This window comes from Ethanoligenens sp., from assembly GCF_047718355.1.
Classification (GTDB): domain Bacteria; phylum Bacillota; class Clostridia; order Oscillospirales; family Ethanoligenentaceae; genus Ethanoligenens.
Genome location: NZ_JBDNLG010000063.1, coordinates 1 through 16,669, shown reverse-complemented (window position 1 = coordinate 16,669; position 16,669 = coordinate 1). Strand labels below are relative to the sequence as shown.

Annotated in this window: 16 protein-coding genes; 12 read left to right on the top strand and 4 right to left on the bottom strand. The window is 54.6% G+C overall.

Annotated elements, in window-relative coordinates:
- Positions 1–1,387: S1C family serine protease (locus tag ABF463_RS10035; protein ID WP_415533485.1), on the top strand; the 1,387-nt coding region annotated here is incomplete at its 5' end.
- Between the two features lie 80 nt (positions 1,388–1,467).
- Here ABF463_RS10035 and ABF463_RS10030 read toward each other — a convergent pair.
- Positions 1,468–2,454, bottom strand: a complete 987-nt coding sequence (locus tag ABF463_RS10030; RefSeq protein ID WP_415533484.1) for an ATP-binding protein — start codon at positions 2,452–2,454, stop codon at positions 1,468–1,470.
- Between the two features lie 25 nt (positions 2,455–2,479).
- Positions 2,480–3,457, bottom strand: a complete 978-nt coding sequence (locus ABF463_RS10025) for a DnaD domain protein (RefSeq protein ID WP_415533483.1) — start codon at positions 3,455–3,457, stop codon at positions 2,480–2,482.
- Positions 3,458–3,632: 175 nt separating this feature from the next.
- On the opposite strand from ABF463_RS10025, the gene ABF463_RS10020 reads away from it, so the two are divergent.
- From ABF463_RS10020 to ABF463_RS10000, 5 genes are all read left to right on the top strand, one after another.
- Positions 3,633–4,079 (top strand): Fur family transcriptional regulator, encoded by a 447-nt coding sequence (locus tag ABF463_RS10020; RefSeq protein ID WP_415533482.1) that lies wholly within the window; start codon positions 3,633–3,635, stop codon positions 4,077–4,079.
- A gap of 91 nt (positions 4,080–4,170) precedes the next feature.
- Positions 4,171–4,359, top strand: a complete 189-nt coding sequence (locus ABF463_RS10015) for a PspC domain-containing protein (protein ID WP_415533481.1) — start codon at positions 4,171–4,173, stop codon at positions 4,357–4,359.
- A gap of 30 nt (positions 4,360–4,389) precedes the next feature.
- On the top strand, positions 4,390–5,172 hold the full coding sequence (locus ABF463_RS10010) for a type III pantothenate kinase (RefSeq protein ID WP_415533480.1): 783 nt from the start codon (positions 4,390–4,392) through the stop codon (positions 5,170–5,172).
- A gap of 124 nt (positions 5,173–5,296) precedes the next feature.
- Positions 5,297–5,929 carry an ECF transporter S component gene (locus tag ABF463_RS10005; protein WP_415533479.1) on the top strand — a complete coding sequence of 211 codons (633 nt, stop codon included), beginning with the start codon at positions 5,297–5,299 and terminating at the stop codon, positions 5,927–5,929.
- Positions 5,930–6,121: 192 nt separating this feature from the next.
- Complete coding sequence (locus ABF463_RS10000; RefSeq protein ID WP_415533478.1) at positions 6,122–8,743, top strand: cation-translocating P-type ATPase; 2,622 nt, start codon at positions 6,122–6,124, stop codon at positions 8,741–8,743.
- A 100-nt stretch (positions 8,744–8,843) separates the two neighbouring features.
- Here ABF463_RS10000 and ABF463_RS09995 read toward each other — a convergent pair whose 3' ends face one another.
- Both ABF463_RS09995 and dpsA read right to left on the bottom strand, forming a co-directional pair.
- Positions 8,844–9,407, bottom strand: coding sequence for a dipicolinate synthase subunit B (locus ABF463_RS09995; RefSeq protein WP_415533477.1), 564 nt, complete (start codon positions 9,405–9,407; stop codon positions 8,844–8,846).
- The gene (gene dpsA / locus ABF463_RS09990; protein WP_415533476.1) at positions 9,404–10,285 is read right to left on the bottom strand and encodes a dipicolinate synthase subunit DpsA; all 882 of its coding nucleotides are present in this window, start codon (positions 10,283–10,285) and stop codon (positions 9,404–9,406) included. The genes ABF463_RS09995 and dpsA overlap by 4 nt, the downstream gene beginning before the upstream one ends.
- A 480-nt stretch (positions 10,286–10,765) precedes the next feature.
- On the opposite strand from dpsA, the gene ABF463_RS09985 reads away from it, so the two are divergent.
- The 6 genes from ABF463_RS09985 (at position 10,766) to ABF463_RS09960 (ending at position 16,628) form a co-directional block, all read left to right on the top strand.
- A complete protein-coding gene (locus tag ABF463_RS09985; RefSeq protein ID WP_415533475.1) occupies positions 10,766–11,815 on the top strand; it encodes a lipid II:glycine glycyltransferase FemX in 1,050 nt (349 codons plus the stop codon).
- Positions 11,816–11,908: 93 nt separating this feature from the next.
- On the top strand, positions 11,909–13,003 hold the full coding sequence (alr, locus tag ABF463_RS09980) for an alanine racemase (RefSeq protein ID WP_415533474.1): 1,095 nt from the start codon (positions 11,909–11,911) through the stop codon (positions 13,001–13,003).
- Positions 12,981–14,342, top strand: a complete 1,362-nt coding sequence (locus ABF463_RS09975; RefSeq protein ID WP_415533473.1) for an aminotransferase class I/II-fold pyridoxal phosphate-dependent enzyme — start codon at positions 12,981–12,983, stop codon at positions 14,340–14,342. The genes alr and ABF463_RS09975 overlap by 23 nt, the downstream gene beginning before the upstream one ends.
- An 84-nt stretch (positions 14,343–14,426) precedes the next feature.
- Positions 14,427–14,750, top strand: coding sequence for a cyclic-di-AMP receptor (locus tag ABF463_RS09970; RefSeq protein WP_415533472.1), 324 nt, complete (start codon positions 14,427–14,429; stop codon positions 14,748–14,750).
- A 5-nt stretch (positions 14,751–14,755) separates the two neighbouring features.
- The gene (locus ABF463_RS09965) at positions 14,756–15,748 is read left to right on the top strand and encodes an ATP-binding protein (protein ID WP_415533471.1); all 993 of its coding nucleotides are present in this window, start codon (positions 14,756–14,758) and stop codon (positions 15,746–15,748) included.
- Between the two features lie 13 nt (positions 15,749–15,761).
- Positions 15,762–16,628 carry a PSP1 domain-containing protein gene (locus tag ABF463_RS09960; RefSeq protein WP_415533470.1) on the top strand — a complete coding sequence of 289 codons (867 nt, stop codon included), beginning with the start codon at positions 15,762–15,764 and terminating at the stop codon, positions 16,626–16,628.
- Positions 16,629–16,669: the final 41 nt, after the last annotated feature.

Genomic DNA, 16,669 nt, shown 5'->3' with positions numbered 1-16,669 from the left:
GGATAAAAAGGCGTCTGATGAACAACAAAGCGACACATGGAAAAACGATTTTCAAGCTGTGGGACCGGACAAACCACCGCAGAAAAAGCCAAGAGGGATGCGGGTTTTCATTGTCAGCATTTGCAGCGTATTTGGGGTGGCTGTGCTGATTCTGGCAGGCATCGGCGTTGCGTCCATGGTGCGGGGCGGCGGATTGGGTGCGTTGACATCCAGCGGCACGGCTACTGCTAGCGGCGGCATCACATTAACAGACAAGCCATCCAGCACCACCACAGCATCCGCCACATCCACATCCGCCTCTACCGGGCTGCAGATGAGCGCGGCGCAGGTCGTCAGCAAAGTGAAGCAGTCGGTTATCGCTATTCAAACCTATGATTTGAGTTCGGTAGACCCCAGCGCGGAAGGCTCGGGTATTATCATGTCGGCCGATGGATATGTTGTGACCAATGCACATGTTATCGCGGGCGGACAGAAGTTCGAGGTGGTAGTCACCGCCGCGGACGGTTCTACAAAATCATATGATGCAAAAGTGGTAGGCAGTGATACCCGCACTGATTTGGCAGTGCTGAAAATTGATGCAACGGGTTTATCGGCTGCCACGTTTGGAAATTCTTCACAGTTACAGGTAGGCGAATCGGTGCTGGCAATCGGCAATCCGGGCGGTACGGAATTTGCAGGTTCGGTAACATCAGGTATCATTTCGGCAACCAATCGGCAGGTTACGGCCAACAATTACACGCAGAACGTTTTACAGACCGATGCGGCTATCAATCCCGGTAACTCCGGCGGCGCGCTGGTGAACATGTACGGGCAGGTCATTGGCATTACTTCTTCCAAGATTGAAGAGACAGGATATGAAGGGATGGGCTTTGCCATTCCCATCAACAGTGCCAAGCCTATCGTAGACAGCATCATTAAGAACGGTTATGTTACCGGTCGCGTGAAACTGGGTATTTCGGTAACCGTATTTACAAATTATCAGGCAAAGCTGTACAACATGCCGACCGGCCTGCTGGTCAAGAGCGTGGACAGTTCGAGTGACGCTGCCGCTCAGGGCATGAAGCAGGGCGATGTGATTTCAAAAATCAACGATGTGACGGTTGCCACAGGCGATTCCTCTACTTGGTATGATAACTTCTATAAAGAAGAAAGCAAGTACAAGCCCGGAGACACGGTGACGCTGACAGTGGCGCGGTATTCCAACAGTACGGCGAAAACACTGACGTTCAAGGTAAAGCTGGCGGAAGACAAAGGTGATACGACCGCTGCAAGCACCAGTACCACCCAGTCTCAGCCCGGACGTTCAAACAATGGCAATAATTACAGCGGCAACGGTGGGGACGACGATGACGGCGGCTTCTCATTCTTTGGCGACGGTACCAATTAACTGTTATTAAACGCTAAAAAGCCCGCATCCATTTAATATGGGTGCGGGCTTTTTAGCGTTTAATAATAAGGTGAGCAGCTTTAAAAAATATTTTTTTTCAACTTGAGCTGGCGGATATCCCGCCCGAAAAATTTGAACATCCAGAAATCACCGATTAAGCGGGAAAAAATCTTTTGCCCATAGCGCGCTTCCAGTTCTTTTTCGGTCAGGTTGGTGCTTACAATGGCCGGGCGATGCGCCAGCGTGCGGGTGTTGATGATATTGTAGAAGGTGCTGTTGGTGAAAGATGTTGCGTAATCGGGCAGCTCATCCAGAATTAGCAGGTCGCAGTCGTAGACGGTTTGAGTGAAATTTTGCTCGCCGCGTCCGAAATGTTCATCTTCTATTTTGGAAAAGATGTTTTGCGCCGTGTCGTAGATTACACTGAAACCGCGTCCGAGTACCTCGTTGGCAACCGCCAGTGCCAGATGGGTTTTGCCAAGCCCCGTGCCGCCCAAAAATAGCAGGCTCGGGCTGGTGGTGGGTGAAAACTGCTCCGTATATTGTTTGCAGTAGGCGAAGACCCGTCCCATATAGGCGCGCACGGTCGTGTCCGCACCGGGCAAAGGGGTATCGGGGTAGTAGGATAGATCAAAGGTATCAAACGCACGCAGTGGCAAAGGAGAACCGGAGTTGGCGCGCTTACAGGCCTCCTCCCGCAGCAGGGTGCGTAGGCAATCACAGACGCGGTCTCCCACATAGCCGGTGTCGTCGCATTGTCGGCAATAGCGCTTGGGCGTCATCATATCCGGCGGCAGGCCGTTCGCGGTGAGCAGTTCCGCGCGCTCAGCCTGAAGGTTTAAGTTGATTTTTTTCAACCGTTCCATGTTGGCGGCAGTGTCTCCGCCCGCGAGCATCTCGCGTACGGCATTCACCGCGGTGCCGGCCAGTTCATCCTGTATCTCGCGCAGACGCGGAATGTGTGTGTACAGTTCCGCGCGGGTACGGTCGGTTTCCGCATCCGTTTGCTGCCTGCGCTGCTCCAGACGGCGCATGGCCGCGTCAAATACTTCTTTGCTGTAGGCCATTCCGCATTCTCCTTTCCACTGTGGGTTATTTGTCACCTAACAGGCGTTTCATCGATAAGTCCACATATTCGTTGATATCGTAAGTTGACGCTTTGCCGCCGCTTTGCCGCGCAGGCTCACGCCGCTCATTCTGCGCTTGCTCCGTGGTGGTGTACCCTTTTTCATGCCAGGTTTTCAAGATGGAGTTGATATAGGAAAACGAGAGCTTGCCTGTGCGCTTGACGCAGATATCAAACGCCGTGCGCACCAGTTCGGGCGGTGTGTTCCATTCGTTGGACCAGCGTACCATGTGCTGCCGCTCGGAAGCGGTGAGCGCCCGCCCAGTGATGCCCATAATAGAACGGATTTGTCCCTCAAAGCTGTGCAGAGATTCCAACTGCAAGATGCGCTGCTCGGCTTTTTCATGGGTGTCGATGCCGTCTTCCGCCCAGGAAAATGCCACTTTCTCCAGATAGCGCAGGTTGGTGTGTCCGGTAGATACGCAGTATTCCAGCAGCATGAGGATGACGTCGGCCGGCAGCCCCGCGCTGTCGTATAGATAGAGCAGGGTTGAACAGTCCGCAGGGGAGAGCAGCCGTCCAAGCAGTGTGGGCGCGGTATCCAGCAGGAAACGGATCTCCGCATTGTTCTTCGAACGGTTGACGATGTCGGTGGAGGTATATTGCGTGGGTGATTCCAGTGCGGGACGGGTGGATTTTGCCTTTTGGGGTTTTGGCTGCGGCGCGATTTGCGCGGCGGCCTCCGCCGCAGCGGGAACTGTCTGCCCGGCATCCAGCGTGAATAATTGCTTGTCCGACCAGAAGGCAAGCGCCTCAAGCAAGGTTTTTTCTTTGATATGGAGTGCGTCGCAGAGCATCTCGCTGTCCAGTGTTCCGCCGTGGCGGTAGAGGTAGAGCAGCACACGCAGCGTATCTGCGGGCGCGTCATTTATGTATTGATCGACAATCTCGCATGGCAGTGCGAAGATGCCGGCCGTCAAGCCAAAAAACACACGTAATTTCAATGCGGTTATCCTCTTTCCTGTTTTTTGACAGTCCCGTTTGTGCTTTGGGATTTTTATTATAGCATAAGCACGCGCGGGGCGAAAGTGGACATCCCCTTGAAAGCGCGCGCATTTAGTTGTAATTGTTCGGTGGATATGATAAAATAAAAAAAATCGGAGTTGGAGATGAGCCAGTTTGCCGGAACAGGAAAACCGTTATCGGGAAAAATTGCTGGAACGCGGCCTTAAAGTGACACGCCAGCGATTGGCACTGCTTGCGGCGCTCAACCAAAGCGATACCCCGCTTACTGCCGAGGAATTGTTCATGCGTCTGCGCAAAGATTTTGCGACGCTGAGCCTTTCAACAATCTACCGAACGCTGGACACGCTTTGTGGCAAACAGATGGTCGCCCGTTCGGTGCTGATGGACGGGGGGCGCGCCATGTTTGAGATGACGCCGGAAGTCCACTGTCATAATCTCATTTGCACCGTGTGCCACAGGATTGTGCCGATTCAGGATTGCCCGCTGGGCGCTTATGAAGACAGCATTGCCCGAACCACCGGCTACAAGATCTCCGGACATAAATTGGAAGTTTATGGTATTTGTCCGCAGTGCAGGAACAACTTTAAACCGCGGGAATAATAAGCGAAGGATTTAGAACTGGTTTTATCGTTTGAACCAATCGCTGCCCTGCTGATGCGGGGCGCTGAGCGTGCCGCAGGAGGAATGCAGCATGGATAAAAGATTATACCGTTCCCGTACCCAGCGGATGCTGGCGGGTGTTTGTGGGGGAATTGCCGAATATTTCAACGTTGACCCCACACTCATTCGGCTTGCGTGGGTGGTCTTCTGCTTTATAGGCGGTTCAGGCATTTTGGCCTATATCATCGCGGCGATTATCGTTCCGGAAAACCCCGCGTAAGGTTTTGAATGATGAAGAAAACGGGGATGCATGGGCTTGATTTTAACAATTGACGTTGGCAATTCAAATATTGTATTGGGCGGATGGAATGGCAATACGCTTTCGTTTGTATCCCGACTGAAAACAGATCGGGAGCGGATGCGGGACGATTACGCAGTGACACTCAAAGGGGTGCTTGACCTCTGCCGAGTGTGCTTGACTGAGGTGGAAGGTTCCATCATGTCGTCTGTGGTGCCGCAGGTAACCGGTGCATTGGTCGAGGCGGTGGAAAAGCTGATCGGCAAGCGCCCGCTGGTGTTGGGGCCGGGGTTGAAAACAGGTCTGGACATCCGCATCGACAATCCTTCACAGCTCGGCTCGGATATCGTGGCAGATGCAGTAGGGGCACTTGGCAAATACCCCAAACCGATTATCCTGTTTGACCTTGGCACTGCCACCACCATCGGCACCATCGATGGCAAGGGACATTATCTGGGCGGGGTGATTTTTCCGGGTGTGCGGCTTGGATTGGATGCACTTGCTTCCCGCACCGCGCAATTGCCGCAGATTGGACTGGAAGCGCCGCGCAATGTCATTGGACCAAACACCGAGGAGGCTATGAAATCCGGCGCGGTATTTGGAACAGCCAGCTTTTTGGATGGCATGGTGGCGCGCATTGAGGAGCAGCTTGGCGAAAAGGCCACGGTGGTTGCCACCGGCGGCATCGCGCATGAGATTGTGGCGCACTGCCGCTGCCATATAAAATATGATGAGAACCTGCTGCTGGAAGGCCTTCACGCCATCTATTTGCGTAATTGTATAAAAAACGTATAAGGTACATGTAGCATCGAGTATATCCTACTTTGTTTATGGCAGATTTATCTTTCCGGATAAATTTGTGATAAAATAGAATTTGCGTTGCATCCTTTTAATGGAGCAGCAGCAAGGAGGAATTATTTTGGTAAACGCACAGGGCGCCGTTCGGCGTCTGGACAAAACGCGGCGCACGGTGATGCTGTCGTTGTTTTCGGCCATCATCATTGTTTTGGCGTTCACGCCGCTGGGGAGCATTCCGGTGGGACCCATCGACGCAACGACCATACACATCCCTGTTATTGTCGGCGCGATTCTGCTCGGGCCATGGGACGGCTTGTTCCTCGGCGGGGTGATGGGTATCGTCAGTTTGGTACACAACACAGTAATGCCATTGCCGACCTCGTTTGTATTCAGCCCGTTTTTGCCGTTTGGCAGTTGGAAAAGCGCGGTAATCGCAATTGTTCCAAGAATGCTCATCGGTCTGGTGGCTGCGCTGGTGTTCCGTCTGGTCTCAAGGTGGGATAAGACGAAATTGGGCGCGGGCATCGCGGCCGGTCTGGCTGGTTCAATCACCAACACGGTGTTTGTGCTGGGGGGCATTTACTGGCTGTTCGGAGACCTCTACGCCGCCAAGATGAACTTGGCGGTCAGCACAATAGGTAAAGTATTGATGGGTGTTGTGGTCACCAACGGTGTGCCGGAGGCAATCGTGGCCGCCATTATTTCCACGGCGGTGGCCAAAGCGCTGTTTAGCGCTTCCAAACGGCTGCACTGAGTGGATGCACAAAAGCCACATAAACTGTTAAAAGGGAGTAACATTTCCGCAAAATCAACATTCCCGGCTTCACAGCCTGGTTTTGCGGGCCTGTAAAGGTAGTCAGACTTTTAACATAATCCCGCCCTATTGGCGTCGGTTATGTTAAAAGTCTTTTTTATTGAGTCTTGTTCAATGAGAAGGAGGAACGACATGGAAGAGGCGTTTGAAACGCTTTCAGCCAAGGAAACGCTACAGGTGCTTTCTACCCGTAAAGGAGGGTTGGAAACAGATGAGGCGCGCGCCAGACTGGAACGTGACGGGCCGAACGCGTTGAAGGGCAAACCGAAGAAAAGTCCACTTCTTGTATTTCTGGGACAGTTCAACGACCCGCTGATTTATATTCTGCTGGCGGCAGGCGTCATTTCTATTTTGCTGCATGAGGCGGCGGACAGTATCATTATTTTTATTGTCGTGGCGGTAAATGCGGTCATCGGGTTTATTCAGCAGGCGCGTGCGGAAAAGGCCATGGAAGCATTGCGGAAAATGGCAAGCCCCAAAGCACTGGTGCGCCGGAATGGAGTAGTGACGGAGATCGACGCGGCAGAACTGGTACCGGGCGATGTAGTGGTGCTGGAAGCGGGTCGGCTCATTCCCGCCGATTTACGGCTGTTGGAGAGTGTCAACCTCAAAATAGAAGAATCCGCGCTGACCGGCGAGTCGGTTGCCAGTGAGAAAGAAGCAGATTTTCGGGCAGACAAAAGCCTGCCGGTGGGTGACCGAACCAACATGGCGTTTATGACCACGATGGTCAGCTATGGCCGCGGTGAGGGTGTGGTAACTGCTACCGGAATGCAAACGGAGATTGGTAAGATTGCCAAAATTCTGGAGGATGCGGGTGATGAACTGACCCCGCTTCAAAAACGACTGGCTGATCTGGGCAAGATGCTCGGCGTGGTGGCGGTGGTTATCTGTGCGCTGTTGTTTGTCACTGCGCTGGTGCAGCACCGCAATGTTTTTGAAATGCTGCTGACGGCCATTTCACTGGCGGTGGCGGCCATCCCGGAGGGGATGCCTACAGTGGTCACTATTGTGCTGGCGGCGGGTGTTTCCCGTATGGCAAAGGCACGTTCCATTGTGCGGCGCCTGCCTGCAGTGGAAACATTGGGCGCGGTGAACGTCGTCTGTACGGACAAGACGGGCACGCTTACGCAGAACCGGATGACAGTGACCGAACAGCGCGCGGGCGCAGCGGTCGTTTTGCCGCAGGAGATGGACAAAGCCGCCGCTGCGCGTTTTTACGAAGGCTTCTGCCTCTGCAACGATGCATCCACCAAAGGCGGCACAAAAGTAGGCGATCCCACCGAAATTGCATTGCTGGATATGTGTGAAAAACAAGGGAATGTCCGCGAGGATTTGGAAAAATCCCGACCGCGCGTGGAGGAAATCCCATTTGATTCCGAACGCAAACGGATGACGACCGTGCATGATTGCGACGGTGTACGCATTGCATACACCAAAGGCGCACTGGACGGTATCCTTGCGCACACGACGCGTATTCTGGACGGCAATACGGAACGCGTGATTACCGAGGAAGACAAAGGACGTATCACTGCCGCCGCTTCCGAGATGGCACACCGTGCGCTGCGCGTGCTGGCGCTTGCTTACCGCGAGCGCGGAGGGGAACCGCTGGAAACGAATATGGTATTCGTCGGGTTTGTGGGGATGATCGATCCGCCGCGTCCGGAAGTCAAAGACGCTGTGGAGGCCTGCAAACGCGCCGGTATCACAACGGTGATGATCACAGGCGACCATCGGGACACCGCGCTGGCGATTGCAAAAGAGTTGCAAATCACGGACAGTGAAGACGCAGCCATTTCCGGGCACGAATTGGACGACATGTCATCGGAAGAACTGCAAAAACGCGTGCGGAAACTGCGTGTTTTTGCCCGTGTGTCGCCTGAAAACAAGGTGCAGATCGTGCAGGCTTTCCGCGCGAACGGGAACATTGTATCGATGACGGGCGATGGCGTAAACGATGCGCCGTCTTTGAAGTCTGCTGATATCGGCATCGCGATGGGTATAACCGGTACTGATGTCGCCAAGGGCGCAGCCGATATGATCTTGACCGATGATAACTTTGCCACCATTCGCCGCGCCATTGAAGAAGGGCGCAATATCTACAACAATATCAGAAAATCGGTGCTCTATCTGCTGGCATCCAACTTTGGCGAGATTATCACCATGCTTGTGGCGGTGCTGGCGGGGCTTCCCGCTCCACTGACGGCGGCACAGATCCTGTGGGTCAACTTGGTGACCGATTCGTTGCCGGGCCTTGCGCTGGGTGTTGATCCCGGTACGCCGGATGTGATGAAGGAGAAACCGCGTTCCCCCAAAGAAAGCCTGTTTGCACACGGCGGTATTGCTATTTTGCTGCTCTACGGTGCAATTATTGGCGGCGCATCGCTTGTCGGATATCTGGTTGGCTATAACGAGGGTATCGCCGCACGCGGCGCGGCCTATGGCCGCATACTGGGTGGCACGCTTTGTGTGACGGTGCTGGCGGTCTCGCAGTTGTCTCATGCTATTGGAATGCGCAATACCAACCGCTCTCTGTTTCGCATGAACCATCTGGAAAACCGGTTTATGCTCTTTGCATTTTTCCTTGGCTTGATTTTGCAGATTGTAATCATAGAAATTCCGATATTGAACGTGTTTTTCTCGACCACTCCGCTGGACGCACCGCATTGGCTGCTCACATTTGGGTTGGCGTTGCTGCCCTTGGTCGCGCACGAACTGATTGTATTGGGAAAAAAGGTCTCTAGGCACGCGTGAGGAACTCCTTACAGATTGGGCTGACGGTATAGCGGCAGCAAAAGGCTTCCGCACGGGAAATGTACGGAAGCCTTTTATGGTCTTTTGGCATGGCATCGATTTATTGTAAAATGGGTTGGAGCTGGTCGCCTTTGGCGGCGGCTTCCACCGTGGGGAGGATGAGGTCGAAGTGCGCGACCATCGACCGGGGTTTCTTCTCGACATTGTCCTGTCCATACGGTACGAAATAAAAATCCCGAAAAGCCTGCAATGTGCCGATGTTCCGCGCGGAAAGTCCCAATGCGTCGTTGGTGGAGATGGCGAGCACCACGGGCCGTCCGTTGCGCAGGTGGGATTTGCACGCCATGGTGACCGGTGTGTCATTGATGCCGTTGGCCAGCTTGCCAATGGTGTTGCTGGTACAGGGCGCAACGACCAGAATGTCCAGCATCTTTTTAGGTCCTATTGGTTCAACCTCCTGCATGGTGTGCAGAATCTTCTGCCCGGATAGGGTCTCAATCTGCCGGCGGAACGCCGCCGCCTCACCAAAACGTGTGTCCGACGAATAGGAAATAGGAGAAAGAATGGGAATGACGGTATGCCCAGCCTTTGTCAATACCTCAATCTGTGGGATGACGGCGGCAAAGGTACAAAAGGAACCTGTGAGCGCGAATCCGACGGTCATGATAACCCCTCCTCTTCCAAAATGTGCAATACAGTTTCCTTGATGATCTGTCCGGCGGTGTGCGGCGCGACTTTGCCCGGCAGGGACAGCGCCCAGACTGTTTTGACACCGAGTTGTTTGGCGGCGTCAAAATCCACCCCGCCGGGTTTGGAAGCAAGGTCGATGACCAGACATCCCTTTTTCAGATGCGTTAGAAGCTCTGCGGTCAGAATACGGGCGGGGATGGTGTTGAACACCACGTCGAATCTACCTGCCACACCGGTCAGTCCGTCCAGTCGGAGCGGTGTGCAGTCCAGTGTGCGTACCCACGCGAGGTCATCGTAACTGCGTGCGCATCCGGTCACTTCGGCGCCCAGGCCGCGCAGGGAGCGGCAAAGCGTTCTGCCAACGCGCCCGAATCCAAGCACAAGGCAGCGCGTCCCATGCAGTGTGATGGGCAGTTCCTCAAACGCAATCTGAAGGGCGCCTTCTACTGTCGGCACGGTGTTGCGCACTGCCATTTCTTCTTTGGCGTAATAGTCCACAGTGCGAAATCCGTGGGTGCGCGCGGCTTCGACAACGTCTGGCGAGAGCATTCCGCCGGTGATGAGCGGGTCGTGGTCCGCTGCCTCCCAGATGCTTTGAAGCGGGATGGGCGCGCGTGAAAACGGCGCGTTCACGGTGCTGCCGTCCACCGTAAACGGCAGCGGCAGGATGACGCAGTGCGCCCGTTCCACAGCTTCTGCCGCATTTTTGACATGCAGTACGTCGGACGAGATGGGAATCTTGCGTTCAAAGCCCACGGTGAGTACCGACAGACCGTCGGCGGCCAGCAGACCGGCAAGATGCGCCTGCCTTAGGTCCCCCCCGATTACGGCAAATGTGGTATCCGTAAACAAATTGATCGACCTCCAGAAAATGGCCCGTACATTATGATGTGGTACAGAAACGTCCGCCTCATAGTGTCTTCCACACGTATGGGGACACGGATTGTTATGTATTATTACGGAAGTTAAAATTAGAAAAATGGATGGTGTTCCGCAGTAATACTCCATAAAACGGCTGCGGTACGCGCATGGTAAATACGATCACTCCGGCACGGAAATCTATCTAAGATAGCTATATTTGAGCGCCGTAGTGCTCATATGGAAGATGAACAGCGGTTTTGCCGGACGGCAAAGAACGGGATGTGCCGCCCTAGTCCATGGTATGAGAAACCCTGACGATGGGTGCGGGGGCGTATGCACATTGCAAAGAGGACAGGGGGATGGTATAATGATTCGGTGGCGGCTGTGTTACGTTTCCAAACGGGCGCACGGTTCATGATGATAGCGGCTTTACCAGTGAAAGCCTGACGATAAATTAAAGGAGTGACCGTTTTGGAGATCCTTCAGCAAAAGGATATGGATGCCTACCGCGCGTTTGTGCAGGCGCACCCCAAGGGACATTTCATGCAGAGCCCCGAGTGGGGGCAGGTGAAAAGTGACTGGAAATGGGAAGCTGTGGTGGAGAAAAACGCGGAGGGCGCCATCATTGGCTCCATTGCGGTGCTTATTCGGCGGGTGCCTGTTTTACCGGTTACCCTGATGTATGCGCCGCGCGGGCCCGTGTGTGATCTTACCGATACCGACACGCTTGCCCGCTTGATCGGCGGCGTGCGCGCACTGGCTGTCAAGTATCATGCTTACCTGTTCAAGATTGACCCCGACGTACTGGTGTATGACACGGCGTTTATTGAGAAGATGAAAACGCTTTCTTTCACACTGCACGATGGCGGGAAAAATTTTGATGGCATTCAGCCACGGTTTGTTTTCCGTCTGAATATAGCGGGTAAGAGTGAAGATGAGATCTTTGCAGGCTTTTCTTCCAAAACGCGGTATAATGTGCGTGTGGCTAGAAAGCACGGCGTGGAGGTCAAAATTTGTGAGAAGCAGGCGCTTGCCGAATTTGTGCCCATTATGCGCACCACCGGCCAGCGGGATGGATTCGCTACACGTCCGATAAGTTATTTTGAGCGCATGCTTGACGCGTTCGGGGAACATGCCAGGCTCTATATGGCATATCACGAAGGCAAGGCCATCGCGGGTACCATCGCGATCCAATACGGCGACAAGACATGGTATCTTTACGGCGCATCCTCCAACGAATCACGCAACCTGATGCCCAACTATCTGCTTCAGTGGGAGATGATTCGCTGGGCGCAACAGACGGGCTGCAATCTCTATGATTTCCGTGGCGTTTCGGGCGACCTCAGCCCGGAAAATCCGCTGTACGGGCTATACCGGTTCAAAAAAGGGTTTAATGGCACGCTGACTGAATTTGCCGGAGAATTTAATTTGGTGCTCAATGCGCCGGCGGCGATGATCGTGGACAACGGCATCCGCCTGACAAAGACGCTGCGCCATTTAAAGAACCGTAGGCATTCGTAAACCGCGCAGCCTGAGAAATGCGGAATGTAGACAGGCTTTGAAAGCCGATGTTTTTATAAATTAGAAAGATATCAAACAGGGAAGTGAAATACCATGTCGACTTTGGTGGTGGAGACTGACAAAATCTTGTCCAATCTCAAAATCATGCGCAATCATACAAACGTGCCGGTCATTCCCGTGCTCAAGGGCAACGCATATGGGCTGGGAGACGTTGCTGTGGCGCGTCTGCTGGTGGAAAAGGCGGATGTGCATTTGCTGGCGGTCTCACGTCTGGAGGAGGCCGCCCGTCTGAAAGAAGCGCTGCCGGATGAGGAGATTTTCCTGCTCTCGCCCTACAGCACCGAAAGCGAAGCGGCGGAGATCGTGCGTCTGGGACTGACCGCCACTGTCGGCTCTTACGGCAGCGCGGTGCTGCTGAACGGGCTTGCGGAAAAAGCGGGCGTCCGCTGCCGTGTGCATTTGAAATTCGATACCGGGCTGGGGCGTTCCGGCTTTTTGCCGGAGGAATCCGAGAAAGCCGTCCAGGCGGCCAAGTATTTAAAAAGTTTGGAGATTGCGGGCTGTTTTTCACATCTTTCCAATTGTTTCGGGAAAGATGTGAAAGGGGTTACAGCGCAGCTTGACCACTTCCAGAACTGCGTTGCCGCGTTGCGGAATGCGGGTGTGGAACCCGGCTTGCTGCATATTGCCGCTTCCAACGCGGCAATTCTGTATCCGTCTACCAGATTGGGTGCAGTGCGCTGCGGGTCGGCACTGCTCGGGCGTGTAGGAGTCAAGAACCGGCTCGGCCTGCAAAGAGTGGGACGGCTTGAATGCCCGGTCGCTGATGTTCGCTGGCTGCCTGCCAAACATACGGTGGGATATGGCAACACATACACCACTAAAAAACCGGCGCGTATCGCAACAATTCAGACCGGTTATGCTGATGGCCTGTTTTTGCGGAAAGTACGGGATGCCTTCCGCACACGCGACATTCTGCGTGACGGCTGGCACGATTTCAAAGCATTGCTGCATCGCCCGGCACTTCGCTGCACCATCAATGGGCAGCCCGCCCTTGTGATCGGACGGGTGGGGATGTGCACGGTGGTTGTCGATGTCAGCAATATCACCTGCAGCGCGGGGGACATCGCATCGTTCGAGGTGAACCCGATGCTCATCAACGCCAATGTCGAACGCGTTTATCGCTGACGCGCCGCTTTATACGGCAGTGCGGGCTTACGCTGAAACACACCCGCTGCGGCTGCACACGCCCGGACATGCAGGCAAGGCGGATGCACTGAGCGTATTTGGCAATCTGCTTTCGCTGGATGTGACTGAACTGCCGGAGACCGACAGTCTGTTTGAGGCAGACGGCCCTATCCGTGCCGCAGAGGAAAAGGCCGCGCGAGCGTTTGGTGCGTCGCACACACTATTCAGTGCAGGCGGGGCGACGCTTTGTATTCAAACCATGCTGCGTCTAGCGTCCCAAAGCGGCAATCAGCGTGTTGTCATCGCGCGCGGCGCACACCGCAGCGCCATCCACGCGATGTCTTTGCTTGATTTGGAGCCTATTTGGGTCTGGCCGGAACCATTCAAGGGCTCGTCTTTGCCCGGCGTGGTTTCACCACAGGCAGTGGAACAGGCGCTGGCGGGCAGTGGCGCGGCGTTTGTATATGTGACCAGCCCGGACTATTATGGCATTCTTTCCGATATTGAGGGGATTGCCGCCGTTTGCCGCCGCCATGATGTGCCGCTGTTGGTGGACGGTGCCCATGGAGCGCATCTGCATTATCTGGAGGGCGGTGTGTTGCACCCGCTTGCGCAGGGTGCGGATCTGGTTTGCGATTCTGCGCACAAGACGCTGCCGGTGTTGACCGGCGGCGCATTTTTGCAAATGGGTGCCACACGTTTTTCCCGTGACAGCGCTAAGGACGCCATGGCTTTGTTTGGATCGAGCAGTCCATCCTATCTCATTTTGCTGTCGCTCGATCTTGCGCGCGCATGGGGGGAACAACACGGCAAAAAGGCGTTTGCTGCCCTGCAAGCACGCGTGAACGCACTGTATGACCGTCTTGCAATACGTGATCTGCTGCCACCGCCCGCGCCGCGTGATCCGGTGCGCATCACACTTGACGTCGGGCGTGTGGGTTTGTCCGGCGCGGAGGCTGACTCGTGGCTGCGAAAACGGGGAATTTCAATCGAAATGCACGATGACCGTCACATCGTCATGCTGCCATCGGTATTTCATGACGAGGCGGATTTTGCAGCGCTGACGGACGCGCTGACTGCACTGCCGATACGTAGAACACTTGCCCCCGCGATTGCAACGGCTCCGGAACATCCTGATGCAGCCATGACTCCGGGCGAGGCACTGCGTGCGGCGTGTGAGCGGCTTCCGGTCGAACAGACAGCAGGGCGGGTTGCGGCGGAAGGGTGCTGCCCCTGCCCGCCGGGTATCCCGCTGGTTTGTCCGGGAGAGCGCATCAGCGCTTCTTTGGCGGCCGCGCTGAAAAACTATGGCGTAAACGCATTGAATGTGATAAAATAAATAAAAGTACTCACAAGGATATATCGATTCTGCGGCGGTCTGATCGCTGCTTTTCATTTTGGCGATAGGGATGGGGGATTTCTTATGAAACTGGTTTTGGCTATCGTCAGTAACGACGACAGTGGCACCGTTTCACGCGCTTTGACAAAAGAGGGCTTTGCGGTGACCAAACAGGCAACGACCGGTGGTTTCCTCATGGCGGGGAATACCACGTTACTGGTCGGTGTTGACGACGATAAAGTACAGCAGGTTCTGGATATCATCGCTAAACACAGCCGTAAACGCACCCAGATGATGCCCACCAACGCGTCTTATGGCGTGGGAATGTATTCATCGTTCCCTGTGGAAGTCACTGTGGGGGGCGCAACGGTTTTTGTGCTGGATGTGGAACGGTTTGAAAAGGTCTGAACCCGATGCATTTTTTACAATTTGCGGGAAACACGCGTGCAAAAGAGCTTGCGGCTCATGCGTTTGACACGGGCCGCATTCCTCATGCGCTGCTCATAGACGGTCCCGCCGGTTCGGGCAAGCGCACGTTTGCGCGCATCCTTGCGCAGACTGCGGTCTGCGACGGCACGGGGGAAAAACCTTGCGGTATGTGCCGTCAGTGCCGGAACGCGCTGGCGCTGCACCATCCTGATATCATTGAGGTCGAGGGCGGCAAAGGGCCGCGTTCTTTTCCTATAGATGCAGTGCGTCAGGTGCGTGCTTCTGCGGCGGTGGGACCAAACGACGCCGCGCGGAAAGTTTATATCCTTATCCATGTGCAGAACATGAGTGAGCAGGCACAGAACGCTTTGCTTAAACTTATTGAGGAACCGCCTGCCTATGCGCTGTTCCTGCTCATCTGCGACAGCCGCTTTCGCGTACTTCCCACCGTGCGTTCCCGCTGTGTGGAATTTTCGCTTGGCCCTGTGCCGGAAGAGGAAGCGGTTGCCGCACTCTGTGCGCAGGACGCAGAACTGCATGAAGTCGATGCACACGCGGCAGTGCGCATGGCGGGCGGCTTGATCGGGCAGGCAAAACAAGGCTTGTACGATGGCAGTTTTGCCGCATCCCGCGCATTTTGTGAAACGTTTGCGTCGGCACTCATTGGCAGCGCACCGTATGCGTTTTTGCGGTTGTCTGGCACACTGGAAAAAGATGCGGCGCTTTGCAATGCATTTTTGGCGCTGCTTCCGCTGCTGTTCCGGGACGCGCTGGCCTTGCGTGAAGGGTTGGCAACGGCACTTTCAGGCTGTGCAGATCAGGCGGGGACGCTGGCACGGACATTCACACGTACGGCACTTTTTGCGCTGGAAGAAGAAGCTGTGTCCACACGGGATTCATTGGAACGGTATGCGAATAAGCCGCTTTTGCTCACCAGCCTGTTTGCACGGCTTTGGCAGGTGAAGAACGCGCTGTAATTGGAGAATCAATATGACCGAAGTAATCGGCGTACGTTTTAAAAACGTCGGAAAAATTTATTATTTTGACCCGGCGGATATCGACTTTGCCGCCGGCGACCATGTGATCGTGGAAACAGCGCGGGGTGTGGAATGCGGAGAAGTGGTCATGCCCGCCCGTGAGGTGGAAGACGAACATATTGTGCAGCCGCTCAAAAGCGTTCTGCGCTCCGCCACCGTGGAGGACCTCCAGCGTGTGAAAGAAAACATGCGCAAAGAAAAAGAAGCGTTCCGCATTTGTCTGAAGAAGATTGCAGAACACGGTCTGGGCATGAAATTGATCGATGCGGAATATACGTTCGACAACAACAAGGTGCTATTTTATTTCACGGCGGACGGACGGGTGGATTTCCGTGAACTGGTGAAAGACCTCGCTTCCGTCTTCCGCACACGCATCGAATTGCGGCAGATCGGCGTGCGGGATGAGGCCAAAATGTTGGGTGGGCTTGGCGTTTGCGGCAAGCCGTTCTGCTGCAGCACCTTTCTGGGCGACTTTCAGCCTGTGTCGATCAAGATGGCAAAGGAGCAGGGTCTTTCACTCAATCCGACCAAGATTTCCGGCACCTGCGGGCGGCTGATGTGCTGTCTCAAGTTTGAGGAAGAAGCCTATGAGGATTTGTTGCGTACTACGCCGCGTGTGGGCGCCAGCGTCCATACACCTGAAGGACGCGGTTTGGTGGAGGACGTGCACCTGCTTACCGGGCAGTTGAAAGTGCGGTTGGACAAGGAGCAGGACGCGCCCGCCAAATCGTTCCACAAAAGTGTGGTAAAACTGCTGAAAAATGGGGAAGCCAAGTCGGAAAAACCGGAGGGAAAGCGACAGGGACGCGAAAAATCCTGAAACAGGAGTCCTAATTCCTATAATTCCAATGTATTTATTTG

What these genes read in the sequence shown, in the direction of transcription:
- ABF463_RS09975 (WP_415533473.1), top strand. Translation starts at nt 12,981, where the DNA reads ATGTCGAACGCGTTTATCGCTGACGCGCCGCTTTATACGGCAGTGCGG.
- alr (WP_415533474.1), top strand. Translation starts at nt 11,909, where the DNA reads ATGTCGACTTTGGTGGTGGAGACTGACAAAATCTTGTCCAATCTCAAA.
- ABF463_RS10000 (WP_415533478.1), top strand. Translation starts at nt 6,122, where the DNA reads ATGGAAGAGGCGTTTGAAACGCTTTCAGCCAAGGAAACGCTACAGGTG.
- ABF463_RS09970 (WP_415533472.1), top strand. Translation starts at nt 14,427, where the DNA reads ATGAAACTGGTTTTGGCTATCGTCAGTAACGACGACAGTGGCACCGTT.
- ABF463_RS09995 (WP_415533477.1), bottom strand. Translation starts at nt 9,407, where the DNA reads ATGACCGTCGGATTCGCGCTCACAGGTTCCTTTTGTACCTTTGCCGCC.
- ABF463_RS10015 (WP_415533481.1), top strand. Translation starts at nt 4,171, where the DNA reads ATGGATAAAAGATTATACCGTTCCCGTACCCAGCGGATGCTGGCGGGT.
- ABF463_RS10010 (WP_415533480.1), top strand. Translation starts at nt 4,390, where the DNA reads ATGGGCTTGATTTTAACAATTGACGTTGGCAATTCAAATATTGTATTG.
- ABF463_RS10030 (WP_415533484.1), bottom strand. Translation starts at nt 2,454, where the DNA reads ATGGCCTACAGCAAAGAAGTATTTGACGCGGCCATGCGCCGTCTGGAG.
- ABF463_RS09965 (WP_415533471.1), top strand. Translation starts at nt 14,756, where the DNA reads ATGCATTTTTTACAATTTGCGGGAAACACGCGTGCAAAAGAGCTTGCG.
- ABF463_RS09960 (WP_415533470.1), top strand. Translation starts at nt 15,762, where the DNA reads ATGACCGAAGTAATCGGCGTACGTTTTAAAAACGTCGGAAAAATTTAT.